Source organism: Lysobacter sp. Root690 (assembly GCF_001427785.1).
Taxonomy (GTDB): Bacteria; Pseudomonadota; Gammaproteobacteria; order Xanthomonadales; family Xanthomonadaceae; genus Lysobacter.
Genome location: NZ_LMHM01000013.1, coordinates 120,107 through 133,961, shown reverse-complemented (window position 1 = coordinate 133,961; position 13,855 = coordinate 120,107). Strand labels below are relative to the sequence as shown.

11 protein-coding genes and 1 pseudogene are annotated in these 13,855 nt (G+C 67.1%); 8 read left to right on the top strand and 4 right to left on the bottom strand.

Going from position 1 to position 13,855, the window contains the following annotated elements:
• The first annotated feature begins 301 nt into the window (after positions 1-301).
• Together ASD86_RS12555 and ASD86_RS12550 are read left to right on the top strand one after the other, a co-directional pair.
• On the top strand, positions 302-1,909 hold the full coding sequence (locus ASD86_RS12555) for a DNA-3-methyladenine glycosylase 2 (protein ID WP_082578310.1): 1,608 nt from the start codon (positions 302-304) through the stop codon (positions 1,907-1,909).
• Positions 1,906-2,448 carry a methylated-DNA--[protein]-cysteine S-methyltransferase gene (locus ASD86_RS12550; protein WP_056110911.1) on the top strand — a complete coding sequence of 181 codons (543 nt, stop codon included), beginning with the start codon at positions 1,906-1,908 and terminating at the stop codon, positions 2,446-2,448. The genes ASD86_RS12555 and ASD86_RS12550 overlap by 4 nt, the downstream gene beginning before the upstream one ends.
• 34 nt (positions 2,449-2,482) lie before the next feature.
• Here the strand turns inward: ASD86_RS12550 and ASD86_RS12545 are convergent, their stop codons facing one another.
• The gene (locus ASD86_RS12545) at positions 2,483-3,760 is read right to left on the bottom strand and encodes a formimidoylglutamate deiminase (protein WP_082578404.1); all 1,278 of its coding nucleotides are present in this window, start codon (positions 3,758-3,760) and stop codon (positions 2,483-2,485) included.
• 77 nt (positions 3,761-3,837) lie between these two features.
• On the opposite strand from ASD86_RS12545, the gene hutI reads away from it, so the two are divergent.
• From hutI to ASD86_RS12530, 3 genes are all read left to right on the top strand, one after another.
• Positions 3,838-5,094 (top strand): imidazolonepropionase, encoded by a 1,257-nt coding sequence (gene hutI, locus ASD86_RS12540; RefSeq protein WP_056110906.1) that lies wholly within the window; start codon positions 3,838-3,840, stop codon positions 5,092-5,094.
• A 482-nt stretch (positions 5,095-5,576) separates the two neighbouring features.
• A complete protein-coding gene (locus tag ASD86_RS12535; protein ID WP_056110904.1) occupies positions 5,577-6,791 on the top strand; it encodes a dipeptidase in 1,215 nt (404 codons plus the stop codon).
• Positions 6,788-7,630 carry a DUF6348 family protein gene (locus ASD86_RS12530; RefSeq protein ID WP_056110902.1) on the top strand — a complete coding sequence of 281 codons (843 nt, stop codon included), beginning with the start codon at positions 6,788-6,790 and terminating at the stop codon, positions 7,628-7,630. Before ASD86_RS12535 ends, ASD86_RS12530 begins: the two co-directional genes overlap by 4 nt.
• 93 nt (positions 7,631-7,723) lie before the next feature.
• Here the strand turns inward: ASD86_RS12530 and ASD86_RS12525 are convergent, their stop codons facing one another.
• The 3 genes from ASD86_RS12525 to ASD86_RS12515 all read right to left on the bottom strand — a co-directional run bounded on the left by ASD86_RS12525 (position 7,724) and on the right by ASD86_RS12515 (position 9,393).
• Entirely contained in the window at positions 7,724-8,359 is a 636-nt protein-coding gene (locus tag ASD86_RS12525) for an outer membrane beta-barrel protein (protein ID WP_056110900.1), read from the bottom strand.
• A 237-nt stretch (positions 8,360-8,596) separates the two neighbouring features.
• The gene (locus ASD86_RS12520; protein WP_036114666.1) at positions 8,597-8,788 is read right to left on the bottom strand and encodes a 30S ribosomal protein THX; all 192 of its coding nucleotides are present in this window, start codon (positions 8,786-8,788) and stop codon (positions 8,597-8,599) included.
• A 197-nt stretch (positions 8,789-8,985) separates the two neighbouring features.
• Positions 8,986-9,393 carry a MerC domain-containing protein gene (locus tag ASD86_RS12515; RefSeq protein WP_036114664.1) on the bottom strand — a complete coding sequence of 136 codons (408 nt, stop codon included), beginning with the start codon at positions 9,391-9,393 and terminating at the stop codon, positions 8,986-8,988.
• A gap of 103 nt (positions 9,394-9,496) precedes the next feature.
• Here ASD86_RS12515 and ASD86_RS12510 point away from each other — a divergent pair, with 103 nt between their 5' ends.
• The 3 genes and pseudogenes from ASD86_RS12510 to ASD86_RS12500 form a co-directional block, all read left to right on the top strand.
• On the top strand, positions 9,497-11,521 hold the full coding sequence (locus ASD86_RS12510; RefSeq protein ID WP_056110898.1) for a TonB-dependent receptor: 2,025 nt from the start codon (positions 9,497-9,499) through the stop codon (positions 11,519-11,521).
• 219 nt (positions 11,522-11,740) lie between these two features.
• Positions 11,741-12,136 carry a MarR family winged helix-turn-helix transcriptional regulator gene (locus tag ASD86_RS12505; protein WP_056112636.1) on the top strand — a complete coding sequence of 132 codons (396 nt, stop codon included), beginning with the start codon at positions 11,741-11,743 and terminating at the stop codon, positions 12,134-12,136.
• A 467-nt stretch (positions 12,137-12,603) separates the two neighbouring features.
• Positions 12,604-13,855 (top strand): annotated as a pseudogene (locus ASD86_RS12500) (MFS transporter); the annotation flags it as partial.

Below are 13,855 nucleotides of genomic sequence, written 5' to 3'. Positions count from 1 at the left end.
GACATCCTGTCCCGGTGGCGCGCGGCGCACATCCATGTGCGCCGCCCTTCGGGTGTGCTTTTGCTAACGCGAGTTACAAGCCTCGCAGCGCTGGGAGTGGAATGCGAAATGAGGCCTGATCAACAGCAACGGCCAAGGTAACAGTCATCGTTGTCGCCGCCAGTGCCAGTGCCAGTGCCGCGACAGCAAAAACCCGGTTGAGCAGCCTCACAACCCCGCCAATTCATCCCCCTGAACCCCTCCAGCATTGATGTCCGAATCCGGCGAGTCCCCCACCCCGCCCGGTGCTAGCCTCCCACCCATGAACAGCAAACCCTACCCCGTCGCCACCCCTGCCCCAAGCGCCTCGCTACCGCAGTGGCAGGTGTGCGAACAGGCCCGGCTCAGCCGCGATCCGCGCTTCGACGGACTGTTCTTCACCGCGGTGACCAGCACCGGCATCTATTGCCGGCCGGTGTGCCCGGCGCCCGCGGCCAAGCGCGAGAACGTCAGATACTTCGGCCATGCCGCCGCGGCCGAAGCCGCCGGGTTTCGGCCGTGCCTGCGCTGCCGTCCGGAGTTGTCGCCGGCCGAAGGCGCCTGGCGCCGCGGCGATGCGGCGATCGCGCGCGCGCTCAAGTTGATCGACGAAGGCGCGCTGGCCGAACAACCGCTGGCCGCGCTGGCCGAACGCGTCGGGCTCGGCGAGCGTCAGTTGCGGCGATTGTTCGTCGACCGCCTCGGCGCGCCGCCGATCGGAGTGCATAGCACCCGCCGTCTGTTGTTCGCCAAGCAATTGCTCACCGAAACCCGCCTGCCGATCACCGAAGTCGCGATGGCCGCCGGTTTCGGCAGCCTGCGCCGCTTCAACACCACGTTTCGCGAGGCCTATCGGATGGCGCCGCGCGATCTGCGCCGGCATCCGAACGAAACTCCCGACAGCGACGGCGAAACGCTGGTGCTGCGGCTGGGCTATCGGCCGCCGTACGACTTCGCGCTGATGCTGGATTTCCTGCGCGGCCGCGCCCTGCCGGGGGTGGAAGTCGTCGACGAGCACAGTTACAGCCGGGTGATCGGACCGATCGAATCGCCGGGCTGGTTGCGGGTCAGCGCCTGGCCTGGCACCAAGAACGAACCGCAGCATGCGCTCAAGCTCGAATTGCACGGGCCGGCGCCGGCGCGGTTGCTGGAGATCATCAATCGCCTGCGGCGGATGTTCGATCTGGACGCCGATCCCAACGCGATCGGCGCGGCGCTGTCGGTCGATCCGCGATTGCGCGCGCTGGTCGAAAAACGTCCCGGGCTGCGTTTGCCCAGCGGTTGGGACGGCTTCGAAATCTCGGTGCGCGCGATCCTCGGCCAACAGGTCAGCGTCGCCGCCGCGCGCACGCTCGCTTCGCGCACCGCGCAACGTTTCGGACAACCGCTGCCGAAAGCGTTCGGACCCGGACTGGAGCATCTGTTCCCGACGCCCGAAGCGCTGGCCGATGCGGATCTGACCGAAATCGGCCTGACCCGCGCCCGCGCCGACACCGTGCGCACCGTGGCGCGCGCGTTGCTAGACGGCCGGGTCGACTTCCGCACCGAACGCACGCTCGACGAGTTCGTCGCGCGCTGGGTCGCGCTGCCGGGGATCGGGCCGTGGACCGCGCACTACATCGCGTTGCGCGCGCTCGGCCATCCCGATGCGTTCCCCGCCGATGATCTGGTCCTGCAGAAAGCCCTGCCCGAAGACGGCATCCGCATGAGCGCGAAGGCGCTCAACGCGCGCGCCGAAGCGTGGCGGCCGTGGCGCGCGTACGCGGTGATCCAGATCTGGCGCGACAGCATGTCGACGCCGCTCGCGAAGAACGCGGTCAAACCCGCGCCGGCGATCGCGCCGCCGGGCGAAGCGCCGATGAAGACGCGCAAAGCCAGGAAGGCCGCATGAGCACGAACATCCGACTCAAGGACGGCGCGGTCACCTACCAGCACATCGACAGCCCGGTCGGGCGCCTGCTGCTCGCCAGCGGCGACGACGGCCTGCGCCTGATCGAATTTGAAGCACCGTGGCATCCGGTATCGATGAGCGATGGCTGGCGCGAAGGCGACGATGCGGTCCTCACCGAAACCCGCAGGCAACTGGCCGAGTATTTCGCCAGTAACCGCAAGACCTTCGATCTGCCGCTGGCCCCGCACGGCACGCCGTTCCAGATGCAGTGCTGGCGCACGCTCGCGTTGATCGGCTGGGGCGAAACCTGGAGTTATGGGCAGATGGCGCGGCACATGGGCCAACCGAGCGCGACCCGCGCGGTCGGCGCCGCCAACGGCCGCAACCCGCTGCCGATCGTGCTGCCCTGCCACCGAGTGATCGGCGCCGACGGCAGCCTGACCGGCTTCGGCGGCGGCCTGCCGACCAAGCAATTCCTGCTGACCCACGAAGGTGTGCTGGGACAGCCGGCGCCGATCGCGGATCTGTTTGCCGTTTGATCGCGGCTGATCGCCGAACCCATCCAGAAAAAACTCAATCGGCCAACAATGCCCGCAAGGTCCGCGCATACCGCGCCGCGATCGCCGCATGCTCGCGATGGCGCCCGTCGGCCACGACCTGGCGGCCGCCGACATGCACCTCGCGCAGCACGCTGCGATTGCCGCTGAACAACCAGCGGTCGACGCAGTCCTCGTCGCTCGCGCCGGCCAGCGCTGGCGCGTCGCTGTCCAGGGTCAGGGTGTCGCCATCGAGGCTGGCCTGATCGAAACCGGTCGAACGCGATGCGCTCGCGACCACGTCGCGCAGCAAGGTTTCGCCGACACTGCTCGACGCCTCGCTCACTGCGATATTGCGCCGGCGCGTGAGCAGTCGCTGGCCGTATTCGAGCCAGCGCAGTTCCTCGACCGGCGACACCGAAATATGCGAGTCCGAGCCCACGCCCCAAAACCCGCCGGCATCGAGGTAATCGCGCAGCGGGAAGAACCCGTCGCCCAGATTGGCCTCGGTGGTGGTGCAAATCGCCACGGTCGCGCCGCTGCGGGCGATGCCCTGCACTTCGGCTTCGTCGAGGTGAGTGGCGTGGACCAGAGTCCAGCGTTCGTCGACCCGCGCATTGTCCAGCAGCCATTGCACCGGCCGCGCCTTGCGCACGGCGAGGCAGTCCTCAACCTCGGCGACCTGTTCGGCGATATGCACATGCACGCGGCTGTCGGCCGGCAGCGCCGCGAGTACCTCGCGCATCGGCCCGGGCGGCACCGCGCGCAGGCTGTGCAGGCAGCAGCCCACTCGCAGCAGTTCGTCGGCTTCGCCGCGCAGGGTGTCTAGCAATCTCAGATACGCATCGACCTCGTGACCGAAACGGCGCTGACGTTCGCCGAGCGGGCGTTCGTCGAAGCCGCCGGTCATGTACAGCACGGGCAACAGGGTCATGCGGATGCCGGTTTCGCGCGCGGCGGCGATCAGCGCGCGCGACATCGCCGCCGGGTCGGCGTACGGTCGGCCGTCGGGCGCGTGATGCAGATAATGGAACTCGCACACGCTGGTGTAGCCGGCCTCGAGCATCTCCACGTACAACTGGGTCGCGACCGCGTGCAGCGCCTCGGGGGTGAAGCGAGCGGCGAACCGGTACATGGTTTCGCGCCAGGTCCAGAAGCTGTCGGCGGGGTTGGTCTGGCGCTCGGCCATGCCGGCCATCGCGCGCTGGAACGCGTGCGAATGCAGGTTGGCGATGCCCGGCACGACGCGATCGCCGGCGGCGTCGCCGCGCCAGCCGGCGGGGGTCCAGATGCGGTGGGAGGCGGGAGTGGTCATGCGCGCATTCTCGCCTGCGCGGCCGCGCAACGCGACCTTCGCGCGAGCGGACAGGGCAAGCGACTAGAATCGGCACGATGAGCCTCTCGACCTCCCCCGACCATCGCCGCTACGACGGCCTGATCCTCGGCGCCTCGCTCGCCACCCTCGACTGCGCCGACGGCTACGGCGAAATCGCCGACGCCGCGCTGGCCTGGCGCGACGGCCGCATCGCCCACATCGGGCCGCGTGCCGCGCTGGCGGGCGACCCGGCCGAATTGGCCGCCACGGTGATCCAGGCCGACGGCTGGATCACCCCCGGCCTGATCGACTGCCACACCCACCTGGTGTTCGCCGGCGACCGCGCGCGCGAGTTCGAGCTGCGCCTGCAGGGCGCGAGTTACGAAGCCATCGCCCGCGCCGGCGGCGGCATCGTCTCCAGCGTTCGCGCCACCCGCGAGGCCAGCGAGGACGAACTGCTGCGCCAGTCGCTGCCGCGCGCGCGCGCGTTGGTGGCCGACGGCGCCACCAGCCTGGAGATCAAGTCCGGCTACGGCCTGGACTTCGACAACGAACGCAAGATGCTGCGGGTCGCGCGCCGGATCGGCGAGCTCCTGGGCGTGCGGGTGCGCACCACCTACCTCGGCGCGCATGCGCTGCCGCCGGAATTTAGCGACCGCGCCGATGCCTACATCGACGCGGTCTGCGAATGGATGCCGCGCCTGCACGACGAAGCGCTGATCGATGCGGTCGATGCGTTCTGCGAAGGCATCGGCTTCAGCCCGGCGCAGACCCGGCGCGTGTTCGAAACCGCGCGCGCGCTCGGTCTGCCGGTCAAGCTGCATGCCGATCAGCTCAGCGACCTCGGCGGCGGCGCATTGGCCGCTGCGTTCGATGGGCTCTCGGCCGATCACGTCGAACACACCTCGCTCGACAGCGTGCGCGCGATGGCCGAACACGGCACGGTCGCGGTACTGCTGCCCGGCGCGTTCCATGTGCTGCGCGAAACCAAGCTGCCGCCGCTGCAGGCGTTCCGCGATCACGGCGTGGCGATGGCGGTGGCGACCGACTGCAACCCGGGCACTTCGCCCTTGCTGTCGCTGCGACAGGCCATGCAGTTGTCGTGCACGCATTTCCGCCTGACTCCCGAGGAAGCGCTGCGCGGCGCGACCGTGCATGCGGCGCGCGCGTTGGGGCTCGACGACGCGGGCGTGCTGCGGGTCGGCGCGCGCGCGGACTTCGTGCAGTGGGATATCGGGCATCCGGCGGAGCTGTGTTACTGGCTCGGCGGGCGGCTGGCGCGGCGGGTGGTCGCGGGTGGGCGGGTATTGGTCGAGCGCGGCGAGCAGGATTGATGCGCGGGGCTGGCGATGGCGTGACGATTACGCGTTGAGCGCGGCATGTGTGGCCAAAACATCGGCGGCTCGATCTATCAACCCCAAGATTCGAAGCGCCCCGTGAAACAGCATCGCCCCTTTGAAAAAGGGGGCCGCGCCGACGCGGGCGCGAAGCCTTTGCATACTCGATAGCGCGGGGGGATTTGCTTTTCGCTTTGGCTACGCTGGGCTTTGCGGCTAAAAGCGAATCCCCCCCTGCCCCCCTTTTCCAAAGGGGGGAACAGCACGGGCTTTCATGGGCGGCAGCGCGAGCATGCAGGCTTGAAAAGCAGCAGCCCGAGGCAAACGAGCGAGCGTCTCTCGCCCATGCGCCCTACCCACATCGCACCCGCATCGACCCACCAACGCTGCGCCGCCGCAAGGCTCCATCCCCGCGCTGTTGTACGCTGAGCGCCCGCCGCGCCGCATCGTGCGCGCGGTCATCCCGATCCGGAGGTCATGTGCGCATCGCCGTTCTCGCTCTAGCCGTCGCCGCAGTCGCCCTGTCGTCGCCGCTGATCGCGCAAGCCGACCAGCCCCTCAGCGCGGGCCAGCGCTTCGCCCAGGACGCGATCATCGTCGATACCCACATCGACGCGCCCAGCCTGCTGCTGCGCAACTGGAACGATCTCGGCGTGGATACGCCCAAGGTCGAGTTCGACTACCCGCGCGCGCGTCAGGGCGGGCTGGATGTCGCCTTCATGTCGATCTACACCTCGCCGGCCGAAGACGCCGCCGGCACCGCCACTCAAACCGCGCACACCCAGATCGACGCGGTCGAGGCGATGGTCGGACGCCGTCCCGATCAGTTCGCGGTGCTGCGCAGCCCGAAAGATCTCGAACGCCTGCACCAACGCGGCCAGCGCGTGCTGCTGGCGCTGGGCATGGAGAACGGCGCGCCGATCGGCGACGACCTGTCCAGGCTCAAGCTGTTTCATGCGCGCGGCGTGCGCTACATCACCCTCGCCCACAGCGAGGACAACCGGATCAGCGATTCGTCCTACGACAAACACCACAAATGGAGGGGCCTGAGCCCGTTCGGCGAGAAAGTCGTCGACGAAATGAACCGGCTCGGCATCATGGTCGACGTCTCGCACCTGTCCGACGACGCGGTGCGCGACGTGCTCGCGCGCAGCAAGGCGCCGGTGATCGCCAGCCACTCGGGCCTGCGCCATTTCACTCCCGGCTTCGAGCGCAATCTCAGCGATGAGCTGGCCAAGGCGGTCGCGGCGAAGGGCGGCGTGGTCCAGGTGGTGTTCGGCAATGCCTTCGTCGACCCGGCCTCGGCCGCCGACACGCAAGCGTATTTCGACGCCAGCGCCAAGTTCGAACAAGAACAGGCCGCGGCGCGCGCGCGCGGCGACAAGCCGCGCAGCGAAAAGGAATTCGACGATGCCTGGCAGGCGGCGCATCCGCCGCGCACGGTCAAGATCGACGCGGTGCTCGATCAGATCGACTACGGCATCAAGCTGCTCGGCGCCGATCACGTCGGCATCGGCTCGGACTTCGACGGCGTCAGCGGCGCACTGCCCGAAGGGCTCAAGTCGGTCGCTGATTATCCGAACCTGATCGAAGGGTTGAAGGCGCGCGGCCATTCCGACGAGACCATCCGCAAGGTGCTCGGCGGCAATCTGCTGCGCGTGTGGGGACGGGTCGAGGCCTTGGCGACTCCATGAGAGAACCGACCGAAGCACAGGCGACGCACGCGTTCGAACCGAGCCCGGTCAATCCGGGTTCGGCCAGTTACGGCCATCTGACCTTCGCCCCCGAGGGCGAGGAAAGCTGGGTCGAACCGTTCGACCTGACCGAGCTGGCGGCGAAGGTGCTCGGCGAACTCGGCCACGAGGTCCGCGTGGACGGCGACTGGATCGAATTACCTTCCAGTGGCCTGTACCTGCTGCCGCAGTTGATCGAGTTCGATATCCGTCCCGACGGCAACATCCACGTCGCCACGACCATGCAGTGCAATCACGCCACGTTGTTGCCGCAGGGTCTGTTCGAGTACCAGTACTCGGTCCAGGAAACCTTCGACGAAGCCGCCGCGTTCGGCTTCAATCAATGGGCACGCACCGACTTGCCGGTGCTGCTCGATGCGACCCGCGAAACGGCCGAAGCCTGCATGCAGATGCGCATGGATTTCGCCGCCGAAGGCGATCGCCCGGCGTACGCGCGACGCGTGCTGTTCGGACCGGTCGCGCATTACGGCCGGCTGCCTCGCGAGGCCGCCACCAATGAAGACGGCGACGATGACGACGGCGAGCACGACTTCTGCCCGTGTTGTCTGTTCACCAACTCCATCGACACCTTCAAACCGCTGCTTCAGAGCGAAGCGCTGTATGGCCTGCGCCTGTTCGCCTCGCGCGACGAGGACGGCGAATGCCAGTCCGACTGCCGCGCCAACGGCGAGGAATGGCCGCAGGGCCTGGAGGCCTTGCGCGCCTATGCCGCCACCTGGCCGGGCACGCATATGGAATATCGCAAGCAGTACGTGATCGTGCAGAGCGTCGTCGACTGAAGCGATGGCTCGGCGATCGCGATCGCACGAATCGCAGGCGCACAAAAAAGCCCGGTTCGCACCGGGCTTTTTCGTTTCAAACGAACGCAACGATCAGAAGCTGGCGCGGATGCCCAGGCTCAGCTGATTGTGGTCGTCGCCGAATTCGGCTTCGCCGACCAGGCCCCAGATGTGGTTGAACTTGACCTGGGCGCCGATGGTGCCGCTGAACTCGCTGTCGTACGCGTCGCCGTCGGTGTAGTTGGCCTTGACCCAGCCTTCGAAGTTGCTGGCCAGCTTGCCGCGCAGACCGAGCGAGGCGCGGAAGTCGTCGGCGCGATCGAACTCGTCGTCCTCATCGACTTCGACATCGGTGCCCACGTAGCTCAGCTCGCCGGTCCAGTCGACGCGGTCCGACAGCGTGTGGTGGTAACCGAAGCCGACTTCGTACTGGGACAGGTCGATGCCGACTTCGCCCAGCTTGATGTCCTGAAAGCGCACCGCGACATCGTCGTCGCCCTGGCGGTAACCGCCGAACAGGTGGAACGCATCGCCGAGCGCGACCGAACCCTTGATGTAGCCGCCGTTGGCCTTGATGTCGTCGACCGAAAAGTCGTCGTCGACCGTCGGCAGCTCGACCTTGCTCTGCGACACGCCGAGTTCGACGTAGGAATAGCTCAGACCGTCGGCGGCCGCGGCGGCCGAGGAAGCGGTGGCGAGAAGGATGGCCAGCGCGAGTTGCTTCTTCATAAAGATCCCCTTGATCCTTGAGTTGGTTGAACGTCCCTTTCCTCGGGAACGGCGCGCATCTTAATGAAAAAATCACATCCCGTGAAGTTTTTTTGACGGCGCTCACACAAACGCACAAATTCCATGCAAGCCCCTGCACTGCAATCGACATCGCATGCGTAATCGCGGTGACTCGCGGGTAAAAAAAAGCCCCGCGATGCGGGGCTTTTCGTCAGGCGGAACAACCGGCGGGCCGGATTATTCCTTGCTCGCGGCCTTCTTCGCGACGACCTTCTTGGCCGGCGCCTTGGCGACGGCGGTCTTGGCGGCCTTCTTCACCGCCGGGGCGGCGGCGGTGCCGGCGGCCTTGGTCACGGCCTTGCTGCGGGCGTTGCCGTAGCTGGAGTTGTAGCGCTTGCCCTTGGCGGTCTTGCGGTCGCCTTTACCCATGGTCGTGCTCCTAATTAAGACGTTGAACGTTGTATCGAATGGTGGTCCGCGCAGACTGCAGGCGGGTCGGCCGGAAGACCCGGACCGCCTCTGGTTGAAGAGATCGGACCGGCTACCGGCGCAGCGCGGCCGCGCGCGAGGCTGCGAAGCCTAGCACAAGCGTCCGGACTCGGCCTCCAGACCGGAGTCGAAGGGCTTCAGTGGGCGCAGCTGGCGTCGTGAACGTGGCCGTGGTTGAGCCGCAGATTGGCCAGATGGGCCAGGCCGACCAGGGTGCCGCCGAAGGTCATCACGATCGCATGCGGCAACAGCGCGCCGTGCAGCGGTGGGTACAACACGCCGCTCCACAGCACGATCAGGCCCGGAATCAGCAGCGACAGCGCGCGCACCGCGTGGTGGCGGCGATAGCCCGACCACACGCTGAAACCGCCCAGCAAGGTGGCGAAGATCACGAACGCGAGTTCGAAGCGATGGCCGAACCAACTGGACAGGCCCAGCGAGGGCAGCACCGCGATCAGCAACGGCAGGGCGGCGCAATGCACGGCGCAGGCCAGCGAGCCGACGGCGCCTATACGGTCCAACAAGCCGCGTAGAAATGAAGGCATGGGGGATGACTTCTGGGATGGTTGTCAATTCAGTATCGTTACTTTATAACATTTCACCCAGGCCCGCCAGCCTCCCCCACTCATCTTTTCCAGTCGGTCCGCCATGCCCAAGCCCATCGTGTCGTCTCCGCGCGCTCGTCGCAGCGCGCTCGCCCTTGCCCTGACTCTTGCCCTGCCGCTGACCCAGGCAGTCGCCCAGGATGCCGCCGGCCCGTCCAACCCCAGCGATACCCGCCATGACAAGGCTACCAGCCTGGACGCGGTCGTCGTTACCGCCACGCCGCTGCAGTCCAGCGCCGAGGAACTGGCGCAACCGGTGGAAGTGCTGTCGGGCGAGAAGCTCGACGAGGCGCGCGGCGCCACCCTCGGCGAAACCGTCGGCAAGCTGCCGGGCGTGCAGAGTTCGAACTTCGGCGCCGGCGTCGGCCGGCCGATCATCCGCGGCATGGAAGGCCCGCGCGTCGGCGTGATGACCGGCGGTCTCGCCAGCCAGGACGTGTCCACCGTCAGCCAGGACCACAACGCCGCGGTCGAGCCGTTCCTGGCCGATCAGATCGAAGTGCTCAAGGGCCCGGCCACCTTGTTGTACGGCAGCGGCGCGATCGGCGGCGTGGTCAACATCGTCGACGGCCGCATCGCCGAGAAGCCGCTCGATGAAACCGTGTCCGGCCGCGCCGAAGTGCGCCGCAGCTCGGTCAGCAACGGCGTCACCGGCATGGCCCGGGTCGACGCCAGCGGCGCCGACGGCGCGCTGGTGCTGCACGCCGACGGCGTGTACCGCAACAACGACGATTACGACACCCCGCTCGGCCGCCAGCGCAATAGCTTCGTCGACACCAAGACCGGCGCGCTCGGCGCCTCGCTGGTCGGCGACGTCGGCTTCCTGGGTTTTTCCGCCGCGCGCTATGAAGACAAGTACGGCAATCCCGGCGAACCGGGCAACGCCGAGGAAGGCGAATCGCCGGTCCACATCGACATGCGCCAGAACCGCTTTGAACTCAAGGGCGGCATCAACCAGGAATTCGGCATCTTCAGCGGCCTGCGCGCGAGCGTGGCCGACACCGAATACGAGCACACTGAATTCGAAGGCAGCGAGGTCGGCACGCGCTTTCTCAACGACGCGACCGAAGGCCGGCTGGAGCTGACCCACAAGCCGCTGGCCGGCTGGGTCGGCGCAATCGGCCTGCAAGGTTACGAGCGCACCTTCCAGGCGATCGGCGAAGAAGCCTTCGTACCGAAGACCAAGACCCGCGCGGCGGGTCTGTTCCTGACCGAACAGCGCAAGTGGGATCAGCTGCAGATCGAACTGGGCGCGCGCATCGACAAGGTGGAAAGCTCGCCCAGCGGCGCGGCCAAGCGCGATTTCAACCCGCTCAGCCTGTCGGCCGGCGCGTTGTGGAAATTCAACGACGCCTGGCGCCTGACCTTCAACGTCGACCGCGCCGAGCGCGCGCCGGCCGAGGAAGAACTGTTCGCCAATGGCCTGCACGCAGCGACCGCCTCGTTCGAGATCGGCGATGCCAACCTGCGCAAGGAGCGCGCCAACCAGTTCGAACTCGGCCTGCATTACCACGGCTCGATGTTCGAAGCGAAGCTGGCCGCGTATCAGACCCGCTTCGACGGCTTCATCTACCTGATCGACACCGGCGCGTTCGAAGAAGGCAACCCGGTGCGGCAGTGGAGCCAGGCCGATGCCACCTTCACCGGTTTCGAAGGCGAGGCGATCGCGCATCTGTTCGACGGCAACGCCGGCAAGTTCGATGTGCGCCTGTTCGGCGATACCGTGCGCGCCAAGCTCGACAACGGCGGCGGCAACCTGCCGCGGATCGCGCCGTCGCGCATCGGCGGCGAACTGCGCTGGGACGCCGACAGCTGGCGCGCGTCGCTCGGCGCGACCCGTTACATGAAGCAGGACAAGGTCGCGCTCAACGAAACGCCGACCAATGGCTACACCCTGGTCGACGCGCATATGGCCTACCACTGGGATTCCGGCAACCTGGGTTACGAAGTGTTTCTCGACGGCACCAACCTGACCGACCAGGTCGCGCGGGTGCACACCTCGTTCCTCAAGGACAGCGTGGTGCTGCCGGGCCGCGGCGTCGATTTCGGCGTGCGGGTGTTCTTCTGACCGCCGTCACCGAAGCATCGTTGCGGGGTTGAACCGACTCTCTCCAGGTCGCTTGTAGCGCTTCCCCACAGCCCCGAACGCCGGCCTTCGCGCCGGCGTTTGCGGTTGCGGCGCAAATAGGTGTATATACACATAATGACCGACAGCACCGATTCCATCGTGACCCATCCGCCCTCGCCTTCACATTCGCCATCGCCCGGCGTCTGCACCTGTTTTCGCATGCGCAAGCTTTCGCGCCTGATGAGCCAGCGCTACGACCAGGCGCTGGCGCCGGCCGGGGTCAACCTCAACCAGTACTCGATCCTGCGTCGCACCGGCGGCCAGGGCCGGCCCTTGGGTGAGATCGCGCACGAACTGGGCATGGACCGCAGCACCCTGAGCCGCGATCTCAAGCCGTTGGTCGAAGCGGGCTGGATTGAAGCGATCGCGGGCGACGACGCGCGTCAACGACGGCTGCGCATCACCCGCACCGGGCGCAAGGTGATCGACCGCGCGATGCCGCTGTGGCGGGTGGCGCAGGACGAGATCGATTGCGGGCTGGGGGTGGATGGGATTGCGGTGCTGCATGCGCAGTTGGATGCGGCGATTGCGCAGTTGCAGGGGGCGAGCCGGTGATGAGGTCGGTTGCTTGCTCATCCAAGCGCCCGGGGCGTGCGGGCAACCGAGGTCGCGCAACGTTACTCCGCGACGAAAGCTGCCTGCGCGACACAATCTTCTTGGACGACGACGCCCGCAGCCTTCTTGGACAACGATGCTTCTCTGTACCACGCAACCTTCGACCGTTGCACAACCTTTCCACCGTCATTCCCGCGAAGGCGGGAATCCAGTGACTTTCGTGCGAGAAGCTTTGAAGTCTGGGTGTGTTTGCTTTTAAGCGCATAGGCCAAAGAGCATTCATATCCCGACATCCAACTCTTACGCACGAAAGTCACTGGATTCCCGCCTTCGCGGGAATGACGGCAAAAGCGGAAGTCACGCGGCTGAGACAGCAACTACGACTGCGACTGCGACTGCGACATGTTGTTCGTAACCCGCACTGAAAACCCCCACACCACCCCACCCCAGCCGCCGCCGAGATCCCCATGCCACCCGACCCCACCGCGTCTCTTGGCCCCAAGCCCACCTCCTACTGGCCGCTGCTGCTAGCAGCCACCGCGATGCTGATGATCACCATGGGCATCCGCCAATCGCAGGGGCTGCTGATCAAGCCGATCGGTCACAGCACCGGGCTGGGCATCGCCGAGATCAGTTTCGCGCTCGCAATCGGGCAATTCGTGTGGGGCGCGGTGCAGCCGGTGTTCGGCGCGCTCGCCGATCAGCGCGGGCCCGGGCGGGTGCTGGTGTTCGGCGGCGTGCTGTTGATCGCCGGCATGGCGCTGACGCCGCTGGTGTCTTCGCAATGGGGATTGATCGTCACCCTCGGCCTGCTCGGCGCGGCCGGCGCGGGCGCGGGCAGTTTCTCGATCCTGATCGGCGCGACCGCGCAACGCCTGCCGGCGGAAAAACGTTCGATGGCCGCCGGGGTGATCAACGCCGGCGGCTCGATGGGCCAGTTCGTGTTCGCGCCGCTGGTGCAGGCGGTGATCGCCGCGGCGGGCTGGATGGCGGCGATGTGGACGCTGGCCGCGGCCGCGGTCGCCACCCTGCCGCTGGCGTGGCCGTTACGCCGCCGCGCCGAAATCGCCACTGCGTCGACGACCACACCCGCCGCCCCGCCCGGCATCGGCCTGCGCGAGCAACTGCGCATCGCCTTGCGCGACCGCAGCTACTGGATGCTGCACGTGGGCTTTTTCACCTGCGGCTTCCACATCGCTTTCCTGGTCACCCATCTGCCCGGCGAGATCGCGTTGTGCGGGCTGTCGGACAACGTGTCGGCGATGGCGCTGGCTCTGATCGGTTTGTTCAACGTCGCCGGCAGCCTGGCCGCGGGCTGGCTCGGCCAGCGCTACCGCATGAAGCATCTGCTCGCGCTGATGTACGCCAGCCGCGCCGCGATGATCGCGATCTATCTGATCTCGCCGCCGACGCCGCTGACGTTTTATCTGTTCGCCGCGGGCCTGGGCGTGACCTGGCTGGCGACGGTGCCGCCGACCGCTGGCCTCGTCGGCAAACTGTTCGGGCCGCGCTATCTGGGCACATTGTTCGGGCTGACGTTGCTGTCGCACCAGATCGGCGGTTTCTTCGGCGCCTGGCTGGGGGGTTTGGCGATGGCCAAGTTCGGCGACTACACCTGGATGTGGTACGCCGACATCGCGTTGGCGCTGATCGCGGCATTGGCGAATCTGCCGATTCGCGAGGCGCGGCCGATGCGGGTAAGTGGATTGGCGGCGGCTT